This is a genomic window from Rhizobium rhododendri (genome assembly GCF_007000325.2).
Taxonomy (GTDB): Bacteria; Pseudomonadota; Alphaproteobacteria; order Rhizobiales; family Rhizobiaceae; genus Rhizobium; species Rhizobium rhododendri.
Genome location: NZ_CP117268.1, coordinates 198,810 through 214,584 on the forward strand (window position 1 = coordinate 198,810; position 15,775 = coordinate 214,584).

General features: G+C 62.8%; 11 protein-coding genes. 5 read left to right on the forward strand and 6 right to left on the reverse strand.

Annotated features, from left to right (window positions below; translation table 11 throughout):
- Window positions 1-89 precede the first annotated feature (89 nt).
- From PR018_RS18720 to fdhA, 5 genes are all read right to left on the reverse strand, one after another.
- Window positions 90-2,063: a heavy metal translocating P-type ATPase gene (locus tag PR018_RS18720; RefSeq protein WP_142830944.1), complete on the reverse strand. Its 1,974-nt coding sequence runs from the start codon at window positions 2,061-2,063 to the stop codon at window positions 90-92.
- The gene (locus PR018_RS18725) at window positions 2,060-3,100 is read right to left on the reverse strand and encodes an SPFH domain-containing protein (RefSeq protein WP_161990973.1); all 1,041 of its coding nucleotides are present in this window, start codon (window positions 3,098-3,100) and stop codon (window positions 2,060-2,062) included. Before PR018_RS18725 ends, PR018_RS18720 begins: the two co-directional genes overlap by 4 nt.
- A gap of 1 nt (window position 3,101) precedes the next feature.
- A complete protein-coding gene (locus PR018_RS18730) occupies window positions 3,102-4,121 on the reverse strand; it encodes an SPFH domain-containing protein (protein ID WP_142830945.1) in 1,020 nt (339 codons plus the stop codon).
- Complete coding sequence (gene hflK / locus PR018_RS18735; RefSeq protein ID WP_142830946.1) at window positions 4,118-6,136, reverse strand: protease modulator HflK; 2,019 nt, start codon at window positions 6,134-6,136, stop codon at window positions 4,118-4,120. Before hflK ends, PR018_RS18730 begins: the two co-directional genes overlap by 4 nt.
- A gap of 249 nt (window positions 6,137-6,385) precedes the next feature.
- On the reverse strand, window positions 6,386-7,570 hold the full coding sequence (gene fdhA / locus PR018_RS18740; RefSeq protein WP_142830947.1) for a formaldehyde dehydrogenase, glutathione-independent: 1,185 nt from the start codon (window positions 7,568-7,570) through the stop codon (window positions 6,386-6,388).
- Window positions 7,571-7,852: 282 nt separating this feature from the next.
- On the opposite strand from fdhA, the gene PR018_RS18745 reads away from it, so the two are divergent.
- Complete coding sequence (locus PR018_RS18745; protein WP_142830948.1) at window positions 7,853-9,034, forward strand: acetate/propionate family kinase; 1,182 nt, start codon at window positions 7,853-7,855, stop codon at window positions 9,032-9,034.
- Between the two features lie 128 nt (window positions 9,035-9,162).
- The gene (locus tag PR018_RS18750; protein ID WP_142830949.1) at window positions 9,163-11,535 is read left to right on the forward strand and encodes a phosphoketolase family protein; all 2,373 of its coding nucleotides are present in this window, start codon (window positions 9,163-9,165) and stop codon (window positions 11,533-11,535) included.
- 37 nt (window positions 11,536-11,572) lie between these two features.
- Here the strand turns inward: PR018_RS18750 and PR018_RS18755 are convergent, their stop codons facing one another.
- Window positions 11,573-12,304: a response regulator gene (locus PR018_RS18755; RefSeq protein WP_142830950.1), complete on the reverse strand. Its 732-nt coding sequence runs from the start codon at window positions 12,302-12,304 to the stop codon at window positions 11,573-11,575.
- 133 nt (window positions 12,305-12,437) lie between these two features.
- Here PR018_RS18755 and PR018_RS18760 point away from each other — a divergent pair, with 133 nt between their 5' ends.
- The 3 genes from PR018_RS18760 to PR018_RS18770 all read left to right on the forward strand — a co-directional run bounded on the left by PR018_RS18760 (window position 12,438) and on the right by PR018_RS18770 (window position 15,760).
- Window positions 12,438-13,178: a helix-turn-helix domain-containing protein gene (locus tag PR018_RS18760; protein ID WP_224128394.1), complete on the forward strand. Its 741-nt coding sequence runs from the start codon at window positions 12,438-12,440 to the stop codon at window positions 13,176-13,178.
- A 16-nt stretch (window positions 13,179-13,194) separates the two neighbouring features.
- Window positions 13,195-15,111 (forward strand): hybrid sensor histidine kinase/response regulator, encoded by a 1,917-nt coding sequence (locus tag PR018_RS18765; protein WP_142830951.1) that lies wholly within the window; start codon window positions 13,195-13,197, stop codon window positions 15,109-15,111.
- Window positions 15,112-15,205: 94 nt separating this feature from the next.
- Window positions 15,206-15,760, forward strand: coding sequence for a hypothetical protein (locus tag PR018_RS18770; RefSeq protein WP_142830952.1), 555 nt, complete (start codon window positions 15,206-15,208; stop codon window positions 15,758-15,760).
- Window positions 15,761-15,775 lie beyond the last annotated feature (15 nt).

The following is a 15,775-nucleotide window of genomic DNA, read 5'->3' on the forward strand; positions in this document are numbered from 1 at the left end:
AACAAAAACAACGAATGTAACTGCATTGCAATTCGCCTGCGCTTAAATTCTGCGACTAATTCATCAGCACCGTGCCGCTGGCCGCGAGATCAGGCTGCCTCTATGGCCGCCAGCGGCTCGTCGTACCGCATCAGCCGGGCGGCGTTGCCGAGCACCAGCAGGGTGCTGACATTGTGCAGGATGGCCGCCACCAGGGCGCCCTCCGTGCCAAGAAGGCCGAGGGCTGCAAGGATGACGATGGTGACGGTCCAGCCAAGGCCGATGACGACATTGGTCTGCAAGGTCTGGCGGCAAAGGCGGCTGAGGCGGACAGACGTGCCGAGCCTGCGCAGATCACTGCCGATCAGGATGATATCCGCCGAGGCAAGCGCGATGTCCGATCCGCCGACCCCCATCGCCACGCCGACGACGCCAGCCTTCAGTGCAAGCGAATCGTTGATGCCATCGCCGACGACCATCGGCCGGAAACCGCTGCTGATTTCGCGCGACACCCGCATTAGCTTGTCTTCCGGCAGTGCCTGCGCCGCAATATCGGTGATGCCGACTTCGGCTGCCAAGGTGTCTGCCACCGACCGAAGGTCGCCTGTCAGCAGCAATTGCCGGGCTAGGCCAAGGTCACGCAGATCGGCCATCGCCACGGAGGCCTCCGGCTTGATGCTGTCCGACAGCAGCAGCCAGCAGGTAAAGCGTCCATCGAGCGACAGGCCGGCTATCGGGCCGTCGTGATCGGGCGGCGGGGGTGCCGCGACCGAAAGTCGGGTAAACAATTCTGCCCGGCCGAGGGCCGCTTCGCCGCCTTCGGTCATCGCCACGACACCCAGCCCCTGGACCTCGCGCAGGCCGGTCAGTGGTAGGTAGCTCGCCTGCGGCACGAGCGAGGCGAGGGCGCGACTGACAGGGTGGCTGCTGGCAGCGCCGAGCGAGGCGGCAAGAGCCAGCAGGGCCGGTCGTTCCGCGTCGCTAACGGCATTCATCTGCTGCAGACGCAGTTGCCCGTAGGTCAGTGTTCCCGTCTTGTCGATTACCACCGATGTCAGGTCGGCCAGTTCCTCGAGGAAGGCGGAGCCGCGAATGAGGATGCCGTGCCTTGCCGCCACCGCAATGCCGGCAACGGCCGTGGCCGGAGCGGACAGGACGAGGGCGCAAGGGCAGGCGGCAACCAGCACGGCAAGCATGATCTGGTCGTCATAGGTGAGGAACCAGGCAAGGGCCGCAATCATCAGCACCAGTGAAAGATACTGGTAGGCATAGCGCTCGAGCAGCCTCGTGATCGGCGGCTTGGCATTTTCGGCGCGTTGCATCAGGGCGATGACCTTGCCGAGGGTCGACTGCTCGCCGGTGCGCGTCACCTCGAGACGCAGCAATCCATCGAGATTGATTGCGCCGCCGAAAATGTCCATGCCGAGACTGACTTCGAGAGGCACCGCTTCGCCGGTGATCGGCGCGGTGTCGAGACTGGCCTGGCCCTCGACGACGCGGCCATCCGCCGGAACGCGGTCGCCGGCCCTGACTTCCACGATGTCGCCGGGCTTTAGCGACGCATTGTCGATCTCCTCGATGTTGCCATCGGAAGTTACCCGGCGGGCGAGGCTGCGGGTCAGCTGCGCCAGGGCGTCCATCGCCTCCTTCGATCCGATGACACTTCGCTCCTCCAGCACATGGCCGAAGATCATGATGATCGGCAGCAATGCTGCGGTCAGAAGGTCGCCCGTGGCCCAGGCGGCGAGCATCGCCAGCGCGATCAGCTGGTCTGTGATGCCGTGCAGGCTTGGATGGCGCAGGCTGTGCCATGCCGAACGGATGACAGGCACGGAGACGATGATCGATGCTGCGGCAAACAACAGCTGGCCGATGCCGGCCTCGTCGGGCAGGAGCCATCGCCAGCCGAGGCCCAGCACCAGCAGCCCGACGGCTACCATGGCCAGCAGCAGCTGGAAACCGGCGCTCTTCTTTTCGTTCGCTGTCAGCAGGCCGGTGCCGAAGACATGGCTGTGCGCGTGCGAATGCCCGTGGCCGTGATGGGACCCGTGACCATGATGGGAATGTCCGGATGCCTCGCTCATTTTTCCACTCCCTGCAGAATGAGCCGGGCATCGCCGCGCGGATCGATGGTGACGACGGAGCCCGCCTGCGACAGGATGGTTGCGATCCTTGCGCGGTAGAGGCGCTGCAGCAGGCCTGGGTCGCTGTTGCTGCCTTGCGTGGTCGCAAGACCGGTGATCGTGGCTGTGTCGGTGCGGGCCTTGCCGACGCGCTCGGTTGCCTGCGCCTGGGCCAGCTTGACGACGAGATCGGCGGCCTGCGCAGCCGCCTGGTTCTGCTTTGCAGCATCGTTACGGGCGGCAGCGATGGCCTGCTCCGCCTGCTGGCTGGTGGTCAGCACGCCGTCGAAGGCTGCAACGGCTGAAGCTGGCAATGACGACTGGACGTCTGCACGTTCAACCTCGATGCCAAGCCCGAGGCCCTGCGTTGCCAGCGCGCGAAGGCCGTCGTTGATGCCGATGAGAAGGTCGGCCCGCAGCCGTTCGCGCCTCTCGGCAACCCCGCTGTCGGCGGCGACCAGCTCGGGCCTGGCGACAAGAATGCTGTCGAGATCGCGGGAGGCGCAGACCATCACCGCGCTGCGTGTCGCAAGCCGGTCCAGCGCCGGTATCACATGAGCGCCCTGCAGGACGTAGGCCACGGGATCGGTGACGCGATAGAAAACACGGACGTCGAGATGAACGGCGCTGGCATCGGCGGTCAGCAGATAGCCCGATCCGGCCTCCGCATCGCTCTGGAGACCTGTATTGGAAGTCACGAGGTCGGCTGTCGGTGACCTCAGCAGACCTTCGACCTTGCGCTCAATCACCTGAGCAGCATCGGGTACCAGCAAAACCCGCTCGAAAGGCTGTGGCCAGGCGAGCGTCAGGCCGGCGTTCTGGACGCGGTTCAAGGCGCCGAAACGCAGAACGACAGCGCGGCTCTGGGGCGGGATCTGGCGGATATTCGACATCGCCCAGGAGATCGCGGCCACCAGCATGATGCCGAACATCGCCATGAAGGCGAGCCGCACGGCCTGTATATGCGGCGCCGATTTGCTTTGTCGCATGCCGGACATGTTACTGCTTCCCGGGTTCTGGCGAAGGCGGTGTCGGGGCGCGTGGAGCCGAGACCGGCGGTCCGTCTATCAGGGCCCGGAACGGCGCAGCATCGGTGCGCAGGATCAGCCGCGTGTTGGCGTTGACGATCGTTGCCAGCGTATCCAGTGATCGGAGCATCTCGTAGAGTTCGGGCGCGGTCTTGTAGGCCGCCCCGTAAATCTCGGCAGCCTCGACACGGGACCTGGCTTCGATACCGGCGGCCTTGACCGATGCGTCGGCCTGCAGCACCCGCGCGTCCCGTTCGGCTGCAGAGCGGATTTCCGCTGCCTGTCGCTTGCCAACCGCAGCCCGCTCTGTCGCAATCGTTTCACGCTCGGCGCGCATCCGGTCGACGGTCGCATCCAGCGTCACCGATGGCAGCGTCAGGCGCTCGATACCGACCTCGACAACGCGGACGCCATAAGTATCAAGCAATGATTGGGCAATCTGGTCCTTCAGCCGCGATTCCAGAGCCGAAATCTGTAGCTTTGAAGGATCCGGGTTTATCAGCGCCGAGAGGTCGTAGTTGGCAGCCACGGTTTCGAGCGAGGAACCGAGAAACGTGCGGATCTGGGCTGCGGCCTGATCGGGCTGGTTTTCCACCGAGCGAACAAAGCGCTTTACGTCTTCCGCATCCGGCGGGACCTGCCAGATCGCGTAGACCTCGGCAATTACGCGCAACCCGTCCCTGGTGCCTACATCCTGCAGCCCGCTCGACGTGGACTTGGCGCGCAGGTCGACATCGATCGTCGTTTCGAAGGGCAGAGGATAACGCAACGCCAAACCCGGCTCGATCAGGACGCGGGTCGGGTTTCCGAAGCGCGTGATGATCGTGGCTGCGCCGGAGCGAACCTGGACAACGCAAGCCGCAGCGACGACGATCAGCGCCAGTCCGACGGCGAGCACGACCCGATACCACCGGAAGGGCATCGCCTCGCTGCCGTGCTCATGATGGTCGTGGTGGTGATCGTGATCTTCGTGCTGATGCACATGGGTCATGGCTCGACCTCGTCGTTTCCTGCGGGGGCGCTGGCCTTGGGGGCTGCGTCCGGGTCAATCGGCATCGTCATGCTTCTGAGATCGATGGTCGGCGCCATCGCTCCGCCGATGCGATGGTCGAGGATGAGCGCCTTGGCCTGGCCCAGCCCCGCTGTCAGCTGGGTGAAATAGGCCTCGTCGAGGAACACCTGGCCAACGTTACGGTAAGCGGTCTGCTCGGCCTCGAACCGCAGCCTGGCGACGTCTGCCGCAGCAACGCTTTCACGCGCCGTGGCTGTTGCCTTGTCGCGCCCGAGGCTGACGATGCGCTGGGCCTCATTGGCCGATTGGGCGGCAAAACCGCGCTCGCGGGCGACCAGCGCCTGCGCTGTGATTTCGGCGGCCTGGACGGCGTGGTAGGCATTTGCGGCGCCTGCCGGCGGGTGGATGGCTTCGACCACCACCGCCAGCACTTCTATGCCGCTCTGAAGACGATCGAGGTCAGTCCGGATGGCAGCGGCAATTTCGTCCGCCATCTCCAGCCGGCCTGAGCCCAGCACATCGTCGAGGGTCCGGACGGCGAAATCATGCACCAGCACGCGACTGGCCGTCGCCTCCATCAGCGCCGGGATATCGGCCGTGTGATAGGTGGCGTCGAGGGCTGCCCGGTCGGACAGACCGATGCGGTAGACGAAGCGCACGTCCATATTGACGATCTGGAAGCTCTGCTTGCCCTCGGACCGGCTGGCGATAATCTGCGACTTCTCGCTGACATGGGTTCCATCCCACAGCCTGTTGGCACCGCTCGGTGCGGGTCCCTCGGCATCGGGCGCCGATAAATCGCTGCCGTCGCTGACGAAGGAGGTTGCGAGTTCGTGGACAATGCCGTTTTCGACAGAGACGGTCCGTCCGAAGGGCCAGGGTAGCCCGACATGCAGGCCGGAATGGATGACCGCGATGGGTCTTCCGAAACGCTCGTAGATGCCGCGCCCGCTCATCGGCACCGCAGTGACGCCGCTGAGAAGCCAGCCGACGACAGCAATGGCCAGCGCGACGGCGGGGAAAGTCCTGCCGATGAAGGTCAATGCCCAGATCTGCCGCAGATCGATGCCATGCCGGCTGCGCAATTCCGCCTGCAACGCTGTCAGCGGGCGTGGCGGCCAGCGCAAGATGCCGGCAAATAGGCTCTCGGCAAGCAATTGCGGCGGCCGTTCATCGCTCTGCGGGCCGAACATCGCAACGACGGCGCGCACGAGAAACTCCAGTCCCACCAGTATCGACAGGAAGGCAAGCAGGGCCGGCACCTTGACGGCCCAGAGATAGCCGGAGCCCACCAGCAGCAGGGAAAATGCCGAAAGCAACAGTGTGACGATCGGCAGCCGCGCGAGGAGCATCAGCGATTGGGCTTCGGGCCATTCGTCGGCATCGGCGGCGGCAAAGCCGCGCTCGACCACCAGCAGTCCGAAGGCGAGAACCAGGCAGAGGCCGCTGATCGTGTAGGCCATGGGGCCGAGGAAAAACGGCTGGGCGACCCAGGAAAGAGTGTCGAAGGCAACGAGCATCGAAAGAATAGCAAGGGCTGCAAGCGATGCTGCGCGTGCACCGAGGCGGTGTATGGAGGAGGCGGCGAGCATGGCGATCTTGCCGCTGAGACGCTCGATACGATCCTGCGACGGGCCGTCGCCGGGCTCTGTCGTGTTCCATGGTCGTAGTAGCAGGCCGCGCAGATGCTGCGACCACGCCGGTGCTGCCAGGCTCGAAAGCCCGGCCTTTCGCCGACGCCAATCGGCCACCTCGATGGCGGATCGCAGCCCGGTCGCAAACAGCATCAGGGCTGCGCCGTTACAGCCAAAGAAGGTCGGCCAGATCGATGCGGGGGCAAATGCGCCGGTTGCCCAACTGGCAATGAGCAAGACGGCCGCAGCGAGCCATACCCGCCCGCCATGCGTCGAGAGGGCACGGGCCTGGATTGCAGCGCGCTGATATCGCGGGGATGTGTCCGGATTGTTGTCCGGGTTGCCGAAGGACTTGTTCATCTGCACTGTTCGAGCACGACGCCGCGTGTATCTGAATACATTAGACCGGCAGGATGACCCGATCGGCGGCCAGATTATTAGGCGCCTTCCGACCCCGATGCTAGACCCTGTCGCGTGCAGCGCTTCAATTTCGCGGCAGTAAGGTGGGTGCGAAGCCACATTCCCCCATGGCGGGTGCAAAGGATAAACAGTTCGCCCGACAAACGGGACATGCGCGCGATTTTTGCCCGCATGTCCCTCACATGCCGATCAGGCGGCAAGCATGCCGTGGGGATCGAGCACGAATTTCTGTGCCGCCCCCTGATCGAAACTCTCGTAGCCCTGCGCTGCTTCTTCCAGCGAAATGATCTTTGCGTTGACGATATCGGCGATGGGCAGTCGGTCGTGCAGGATCGCCTGCATCAGCTGCCTGTTATACTTGATGACGGGTGTCTGGCCTGTGTGGAAGGACTGCGCCTTCGCCCAGCCCAGTCCGAACCGCATCGACAGGTTGCCGAGCTTGGCGGCGCTATCGACGGCGCCGGGGTCTTCCGTGACGTAAAGCCCGGGGATGCCGATGGAGCCTGCAGCGCGGGTGATTTCCATCATCTGGTTAAGGACGATGGCCGGCTGTTCGCCGCCGGCATGCCCGCGCGCTTCGAAACCGACGGCGTCGATCGCGCTGTCGACCTCGTTGCTGCCGGTCACCTCGGCGATCATGTCGCCCAGCCTGTCGCTGGCCGACAGATCGATCGGCTCGAAGCCGACCTTGGCGGCATGCGCCAGCCTCTCCTTGTTGAAATCGCCGATCATCACGACGGCGGCGCCGAGAATACGCGCAGAGGCTGCGGCTGCGAGGCCAACCGGTCCGGCGCCGGCGACATAGACGGTCGAGCCGACCCCGACGCCCGCCTTGACGGCACCGTGAAATCCGGTCGGCAGAATGTCGGATAACATGGTGAGATCGCGGATCTTGGCCATGGCCTTGTCACGGTCCGGAAATTTCAGAAGGTTGAAGTCGGCATAGGGGATCGTCACGTAACGGGCCTGCCCGCCGATCCAGCCGCCCATGTCGACATAGCCGTAAGCGCCGCCGGCGCGCGCCGGATTGACGGTCAGGCAGACGCCGGTGTCCTGGGCCTTGCAGCACCGGCAGCGACCGCAGGCGACATTGAACGGTACCGAGACGATGTCGCCGATCTCGAGCATTTCGACATCGATGCCCTTCTCGATGATCTCGCCGGTGATTTCATGGCCGAGAACCAGGCCAGGCAGGGCGGTCGTGCGACCGCGTACCATATGCTGGTCGGAGCCGCAGATATTGGTCGAGATGACTTTCAGGATGACGCCGTGCTCGATCCGCCGACCGTTCGGGGCCTCGAGTTTGGGATCGTCGATATCCCGGACCTCGACCTTGCCGGGGTTCAGATAGACCACGCCTCTGTTCTTGCTCATGATGATCTCCTCCATTGTTTGCCTGATCGACTCCTCTCGATGCAGGCAAGTGATCGTAGCGCGATTTTCGTCCGTTGGGTTGCCAATGTTCGAGGTCGCGTGGACATTATTCCATCGAACAGCGCTCCACGGGTCACCGGCCTGCGACGTCGGGTGTCTCGCACAGGGCAAGGCGCGCAATTTTCCGATATACCGATATGCGCGATCTCTCACCGCGCAGGCCTTTCATCTGCTACCGTCACGACAGCATCGGCCTTGGGTCGACAATGGAGCATGTCGAACATGGCGTCACCCAGTATTCTCCTCACGTTCAACGCGGGCTCGTCGTCCGTCAAGATCGGCATTTTCGAGATCGAAGACGCAACCGCCAGGATGATCGGCAAGGCCGTCATCGACCTCAGGGCAAAACCGCTGGTGTTCCAGGTCAGCCAGGGTCCCGAGCCCTTCGAGGCCGAAATGGAAAGCACGGTGACGGCCGATCTGCACGAAGTCATCGACGAAGCTTTTAAAATCCTGGCCGGCCATTTCGAGATGGATGCCATGGTTGCCGCCGGCCACCGCGTCGTGCATGGCGGAGACAGGTTCCTCGAAGCCGTCAAGCTCGACGACAGCGTCATCGATGCCATCGAGGCATTGACCCCGCTGGCACCGCTGCACCAGCCGGAGGCACTGCGCTTCATCCGCGCTGTCCGGCATCTGCGCCCGGACCTGGCGCAATCGGCCTCGTTCGACACGGCCTTCCACGGGACGCAGGACGAGCTTGTGCGACGCCTCGCCATTCCGCGCGCGCTGCATGACGAGGGCATCAAGCGTTACGGGTTCCACGGTCTCTCCTACAAATTCGTGGCCGCGGAACTTTCCCGTCGGGCCGAAAAGTCGGTCGGCAAAACCGTGATCGCCCATCTCGGCAGTGGCGCGAGCCTCTGCGCGCTGGAAGATGGGGTCAGCCGAGATTGCAGCATGGGCTTTTCCACCCTCGACGGCATTCCCATGGCAACCCGGCCCGGATGGCTGGACGCTGGTGTCCTGCTGCATCTGATCGGCCAGAAGAAGATGGCCTATGCCGAGGTTGAGGATCTGCTTTATCATCGATCCGGCCTGCTCGGTGTGTCTGGCACCAGTGCCGATACGCGGGCGCTGCTGGCGGACGACCGGCCGCAGGCAGCCGAGGCCATCGATCTCTTTGCGCTGAGGATCGCCGGCGAGATCGGCAGGATGGCCTCGACGCTCGGCGGTGTCGATACGCTGGTGTTCACGGCCGGCATCGGCGAGCATCAAGCGGCCATCCGGGGAAAAATCGTCACGCGTCTTGCCTGGCTCGGAGCGCAGATCGATGCGTCGGCCAATGCCGAGAACGTCTTCGTCATAAGCAAAGCCGAAAGCCGGATCGCAATCCATGTCGTCGCCACCAACGAGGAGCAGGTGATCGCCGACGAAGCCCTGTCGATTATCGGCCGAATTTGATCCATGTCAGATTATTGACGTCCGGTTGCGTTAGTATCGCGGACGAAGCCTAGCCGTGTGGGCCCGGCAGTTGCACCGCTTCGGTCGACATTATCAGGCCATGTGTACAATCGACATGAGGGATCACGATGGACGGGAACACAAAGTCGGTAGCAATGCCGCTCAGTGCCGAAGAACTTCACTGCATGGATGCCTGGTGGCGGGCGGCGAACTACCTCAACATCGGTCAGATCTACCTGTCCGCAAATCCCCTGCTGCGCGAAGAGCTGACCGTAGACCATATCAAGCCGCGGCTGCTCGGCCACTGGGGAACGTCGCCCGGCCTCAACCTGATCTATGTCCACCTCAATCGGCTGATCAAGAAATACGATCTGGACACGATCTATATGGCAGGCCCCGGCCATGGGGGCCCTGCCTTGATCGCCAACGTCTGGCTGGAAGGCAGCTATACGGAGTTCTATCCTGACATTACCCGCGACGAAGCAGGCATGCTGCGGCTCTTCCGGCAGTTCTCGACGCCCGGGGGCGTTCCGAGCCATGTCAGCGTCCCGACGCCCGGCTCGATCCACGAGGGCGGTGAACTCGGCTATGTGCTGGTGCACGCTTTTGGCGCCGTCATGGACAATCCGGACCTGCTGGTCGCCGCCGTCGTCGGCGATGGCGAAGCCGAGACCGGGCCGCTTGCGGGCAGCTGGAAGAGCATCGATTTCATCAATCCCACCCGTGACGGCGCGGTGCTGCCGATCCTGCATCTCAACGGCTACAAGATTTCCGGCCCGACGGTCTGGGCCAGGCACAGCGACGAGGACCTGACCAAATTCTTCGAGGGCCAGGGTTACAAGCCCTATTTCGTCGAGGGCGATGTGCCCGAAAAAGTCCACCAGGCATTTGCGTCGGTGCTCGAAACTGCAGTGCTGGAGATCCGCGAGATCCAGTCGAAGGCACGCAGCGGTGCCTCGCATGGGCGACCGCAATGGCCGGTGATCGTCTTGCGGACGCCAAAAGGCTGGACGGGACCGAAAGTTGTCGACGGCCTGCAGATCGAAGGCACGTTCCGCGCCCATCAGGTGCCCGTTTCGGACGTCCTGACCAAGCCGGAGCATCTTCAAATCCTCGATGATTGGCTTCGCAGCTACAAGCCGGAGGAGCTTTTCGATGACGCGGGATGCTTCCGCGCGGAATTTGCCCATCTCGCACCTGCCGGCAATCGCCGCATGGGCTCCAACCCCAACGCCAATGGCGGCCTGCTGACGGTGCCGTTGAAACTACGGGATTTCGAGAACTATCAGTTCAAGTTCGAGGAGCGTGCCCGCCAACGCATCGGCTCTACCAGCGTTCTCGGCAACTATCTGCGCGATATCTACGAGGACAACCCGCATAATTTCCGGCTGTTCTGCCCCGATGAGACCAATTCGAACCGGCTCGGCGCCATCTTCGACGTTTCCGACCGATGCCTGGTCAGCGAGATCCTGCCCGGTGACGATCACGTGTCGCATGATGGGCGGGTGATGGAAGTACTCAGCGAGCACTGCTGCCACGGCTGGCTGGAGGGCTACACGCTGACCGGCCGTCACGGCCTGTTTGCGACTTACGAGGCCTTCGCCATGATCGTCGATTCCATGTCGATGCAGCACGGCAAGTGGCTCGAACACGCAAAGCGGGTGCCATGGCGCGCCGACGTTCCGTCGCTCAATTACTTGCTGACCTCCACCTGCTGGCGCAACGATCATAACGGTTTCAGCCATCAGGGGCCCGGCTTCATCGATACCGTCATCCACCGCAAGCCGACCGTAGCGCGCGTCTATCTGCCGGCCGATGCCAATTGCCTGCTGTCGGTTGCCGATCATTGCCTCAGAAGCGTCAACTACCTGAACCTGATCGTCATCGACAAGCAGCCGCAGTTGCAATGGCTGACGATAGACGAAGCCAAGGTCCATTGTGCCAAGGGCGCCAGCGTCTGGGACATGTACAGCAACCAGCCGGACGAACCGGATGTCGTGCTGGCCTGCGCCGGCGACATCCCGACGCAGGAGACGATAGCCGCTGCCTGGATGCTCCGGAAGCACGCGCCCGGCCTCAAGGTGCGTGTTGTCAACGTGGTCGACCTGATGCGGCTGTCACCGGCTGACCGCCATCCCCATGGCATGACGGATGCCGATTTCACCGACATCTTCACGCAGACGGCGCCGGTCATTTTCACCTTCCACGGCTACCCCGGCGTCATCCACGATCTGCTGCATGGACGTGACGCCCATGATCGCTTCCACGTTCGCGGTTATCTCGAGGAGGGAACGACGACGACGCCATTCGACATGGTGGTTCTGAACAGGATCAGCAGGCTGCATCTCTGCCTGGATGTCCTGCGCTATGTGCCGGGCGCGCTGATCGAGCATGGAGAAATTGCGACCCTCTGCACCGAGATGCTAAAAGAGCACGATCGCTATATCCGCGCGCACTTCGACGACCTGCCCGAGATCAAGGATTGGGTCTGGTCGGACTAGCAATCATCAAGATAATGGCAGCGAATGACCGTCGCCCTCATTCGCTGCTGTCGTCGCGGCCGCTGAACACGTAGCCGATGCCCCGCACCGACTTGATAATTTCCGGCTTTTTCGGATCGCGCTCGATCTTCTTGCGCAGACGGGCGATTTGGGCGTCGATCGTCCGGTCGAAGGCTTCGAGATTGCGGCCCCGGGTCATGTCCATGAGGGCCTGTCGCGTCAGGACCCGTCGGGGGCTTCTCGCCAGAACCGCGAGCATGTCGAACTCACCCGTCGTCAACTCGATGTTAGCATGGTCGCTCGAGGACAGGACGCGCCGGTCGATGTCCAGTGTAAAGCCGTCGAAACGGATCAGCTCCCTCACCTCTACCGGGGCTGCCGGCATTGGACGACGGCGGCGCAGGATCGTCCGGACGCGGGCAAGGACTTCCCGCAGGTGAAAGGGTTTTGCGATGTAATCGTCGGCACCGATCTCCAGTCCGACGATCCGGTCGATGACATCGTCCCGGCCGGTCAGCATGATGATCGGAATGTCGGAGCCGGCCCGGATATCCCGCGCCAGCGTCAGTCCATCGTCGCCGGGCAGCACGAGGTCGAGAAGTATGGCGTCGAATGCCATCGTCGTCATGGCCCGCTTCATCGATTTGCCGTCATGGGCAACGGTGACCCCGTAGCCTTCTTCCTCGAAATACCGCTGCAGCATCTGGCAAATTCGCGGGTCGTCATCGACGACAAGGATATGAATTTTCGAAATCAAATCATCAGGCATGGCGTCGCCGATCGTAAACGCGGGGCGGCTGTTACAGTCCGTTACAATTTGGCACTGTTTATCACAGCGGCATCGTTCCTACGTAACGGGCGACGGGTCAATTGCTCTGGTGAAATGAACAGAGGTTTGACCCATGTTTTCGGAAAGTGCTCATCATCTTTCGACCAACGTAGTCCGAATGACGCCGGGCGGCCCCTCGACACTCTCCTGCGCCTTCCAGTGGCGGCCCCAGGAAATGCTCGATGCCGGCGATGCCCTGTTCTGGGAGGGTGACAAGGCAAGCCACATTTTCGAGGTGACCGAGGGTCTGTTTCGGGTCTGCAAGATCATTGCCGATGGCCGTCGCATCATTACCGGCTTTCTCTTCCCCGGCGACATCATCGGCCTCTCGTTTCGCAATCTCTATCTGTATACGGCAGAGGCCGTGACATCGGCGAGGGTACGCCGCTGCTCGCGGCTCCATTTCCAGCAGGCAATCAACGAGGACGCCGGACTGCAGCCGAAGCTGTTTGCGAAGTTGTGCGAAGAAATGGCGGCAGCGCAGGATCACATGGTTCTGCTCGGTCGGAAATCCGCCGAGGAGCGCCTTTGCAGCTTTTTCCTGATGCTGGCCCGCCGGCACGAGCGCGCTGCAGAGTCCAGAATGACAGTCGACCTGCCCATGAGCCGCCAGGACATAGCCGACTTCCTGGGCCTGACGATCGAGACCGTTTCGCGCAACATCACCAGACTGACGATAGCAGGCGTCATCAGTCCGGTTGGCAGGCACAGCATTGAAGTGAGGTTGAACAGGCTTTCCTTGCTTGCGGGAGATTGCGATGCAGACAATAACAACACACCGGATGACAAGAGACGCCAGTTGGCCAATTGCTGACCGTCGGGATAGAGGCATGATAGACAGTTTCACGGCACATCGCGGTTCCGACGATCTGGGAAAAGGCGAGATCGAGCGCATCCTCGACGGCGCGACCATCATCGTCCACGGACTGGATGGGGTCGTTACCCGCTGGACCGGCGGATGCGAGGAGCTATACGGCTGGAAGCGCGAGGAGGCGCTCGGCCGGCTTGTCCATGAACTGCTGGCGACGGAATTCGCAGTCCCGGCCGACGAGGTGCAACGTGACCTGCTCGCCAACGGCGTGTGGACCGGCGAAGTCAGGCAGAGGCGCAAGGACGGACAGGTGCTTCATGTCGCAAGTCGCTGCGTGATCGCCGTGCGGGAGGGCGACGGCACGCGCGTCATTTTCCAGACTAACAACGACGTTACGGCCCTGCGCCATGCGCAGGGCGAGCTTGCAAGCCGGGAGGTCCATCTCAGCTCCATTCTGGAGACGGTGCCGGAGGCCATGGTGGTCATCGACGACGTCGGGAAGATCACATCTTTCAGCGCCGCTGCCGAGCGCCTTTTCGGCTATGGAGCAGCAGAGATCTGCGGGCGGAACGTTCGCGACCTCATGCCGCAGCCCGATCGCAACGCCCATGACGGATATCTGTCTCACTATATGACCACCGGCGAGCGGCGCATCATCGGCTACGGGCGCGTCGTCACCGGCCAGCGCAAGGACGGAACGCTGTTTCCGATGGAGCTCTCCGTTGGCGAGGCCATTTCGAACGGCGAGCGGATTTTTACCGGGTTCATCCGCGACCTGACCAGCCGGCACCGGATTGAGGAAGAATTGCGCCAGGCGCAGAAGATGGAAGCCGTCGGGCAGCTGACAGGCGGCCTTGCCCACGATTTCAACAATCTGCTGACTGTGATCAGCGGCAATCTCGAAATGCTGGAAGCCAAGCTGCACGACGAGGGGCAGCTGTCGCTGTTGCGCGAGGCGCAGTATGCAGCCGAGGACGGCGCGAAGCTCACGGCGCAACTGCTTGCCTTCGGTCGAAGGCAGCCGTTGCATCCAAAGCCCGCCGACATCGGCAAGCTGGTCGGCAGCTTTTCCGACCTCTTGCGAAGGACGCTCGGCGAAACCGTCGAACTGCGCACCGTCGTCTCCGGGTCTTCCAATCTGGCGCGGGTCGATACATCGCAGCTGCAGAATGCGCTTTTGAACCTGACATTGAACGCCCGGGATGCAATGAGCGAAGGCGGGCGGCTGACGATCGAGATCAGTCGCGTCCGGCTGGATGTAGACTACGTCACACGCTATCCCCATGTTCGCACAGGCGATTACGTGCTGATCTCGGTGGCTGACACCGGCGAGGGAATGCCAGAAGATATCCGCAAGCATGCATTCGAGCCGTTTTTCACGACCAAGGCCATGGGTGCGGGGACGGGTCTCGGCCTCAGCATGGTCTATGGTTTCGCCAAGCAGTCGGGCGGGCATGTCGAGCTTGAAAGTATCGAGGGGTCCGGCACCAATGTTCGGATATTCCTTCCCGTCTTGCGCTATGCTCAGCCTCCCGAGATGGCCGTCGCGGCCGAGGTCGGCGATGGCCCGCGCGGCAGCGAACTTATCCTGGTCGCCGAAGACGATCCGCGCGTGCGCCGCATCGTCGTGGCGCGGCTGGAGGAGGCCGGTTACCGGGTTCTGGAGGCTGCAAACGGCCCGGATGCGCTCACCCTGTTCGAAAAGACGCCCGAGATCGCACTGATCCTGACCGATATCGCCATGCCGGGTGGCATGACGGGCGACAAGCTGGCGGAGCGCGCGCGCCTGCTGCGGCCCGACGTCAGGATCCTGTTCACCTCCGGCTATGCGTCGCCGCAAATCGCCGAGGGCGAAATGTCGAACGACGCCAGCTGGCTGAAGAAGCCCTACACGGCACGCGAACTTGCGGTGCGACTGCGGGAATTGCTCGACTGATACCGGCGGGGTGCTGGACGGACGTTGTCGGTGCGAATTGACAAAACGTTGACCCCTTTGCGCTAGCCTGCCCGAAACCACGCTGGAGCCGGACATGTCGATGCGCCTTTACCGTTATGCCGTGATGATCGCGTCGCTTGTGTTTCCGGGCCTCGCTGCCGCTGAGACCCAGTGGACGGCACAGCTCAACCAGTGGTCCGTCGGCTTCGACGTCGGAACGGATGCGCCTTACTGTCGGCTTCTCTGGGACAGTCACCTCGGCAAGACCGTGGAATTCCGCGCTAGCCGCGATACGACGCGCTGGCTCGTCTCCAGGGATGGCTGGTCCATCCCCGCAGGAACTAAGACCACCGTCACCATTGTCGATGGCACCCGACGCATCGTCGCGCCTGCCGCCTTCTTCGATGCCAGGACGCTGCAGGTCTGGACCAAGGATGGCAAGACCAGCGACGGTCCCATCAGGCGGCTGGTCACCGATGCGTTTCAGGGCAGGCCCGACGTGCAGCTGACGTTTTCCGGAAATGAGCCGGACTGGACCGTGCCAATGTCGCGCGTGCAGACGCTTTATCCGGAGTTCGTCCAGTGCATGGGCCGCCTGAGCGGCCAAACCCCTCAGACCGCAGAGACAGCGTCAGCCCAGCCATTCTGACGAGAGACCCGCATG

What these genes read in the sequence shown, in the direction of transcription:
- PR018_RS18720 (WP_142830944.1), bottom strand. Translation starts at nt 2,063, where the DNA reads ATGAGCGAGGCATCCGGACATTCCCATCATGGTCACGGGTCCCATCAC.
- PR018_RS18725 (WP_161990973.1), bottom strand. Translation starts at nt 3,100, where the DNA reads ATGTCCGGCATGCGACAAAGCAAATCGGCGCCGCATATACAGGCCGTG.
- PR018_RS18730 (WP_142830945.1), bottom strand. Translation starts at nt 4,121, where the DNA reads ATGACCCATGTGCATCAGCACGAAGATCACGATCACCACCACGACCAT.
- hflK (WP_142830946.1), bottom strand. Translation starts at nt 6,136, where the DNA reads ATGAACAAGTCCTTCGGCAACCCGGACAACAATCCGGACACATCCCCG.
- fdhA (WP_142830947.1), bottom strand. Translation starts at nt 7,570, where the DNA reads ATGAGCAAGAACAGAGGCGTGGTCTATCTGAACCCCGGCAAGGTCGAG.
- PR018_RS18745 (WP_142830948.1), top strand. Translation starts at nt 7,853, where the DNA reads ATGGCGTCACCCAGTATTCTCCTCACGTTCAACGCGGGCTCGTCGTCC.
- PR018_RS18750 (WP_142830949.1), top strand. Translation starts at nt 9,163, where the DNA reads ATGGACGGGAACACAAAGTCGGTAGCAATGCCGCTCAGTGCCGAAGAA.
- PR018_RS18755 (WP_142830950.1), bottom strand. Translation starts at nt 12,304, where the DNA reads ATGCCTGATGATTTGATTTCGAAAATTCATATCCTTGTCGTCGATGAC.
- PR018_RS18760 (WP_224128394.1), top strand. Translation starts at nt 12,438, where the DNA reads ATGTTTTCGGAAAGTGCTCATCATCTTTCGACCAACGTAGTCCGAATG.
- PR018_RS18765 (WP_142830951.1), top strand. Translation starts at nt 13,195, where the DNA reads ATGATAGACAGTTTCACGGCACATCGCGGTTCCGACGATCTGGGAAAA.
- PR018_RS18770 (WP_142830952.1), top strand. Translation starts at nt 15,206, where the DNA reads ATGTCGATGCGCCTTTACCGTTATGCCGTGATGATCGCGTCGCTTGTG.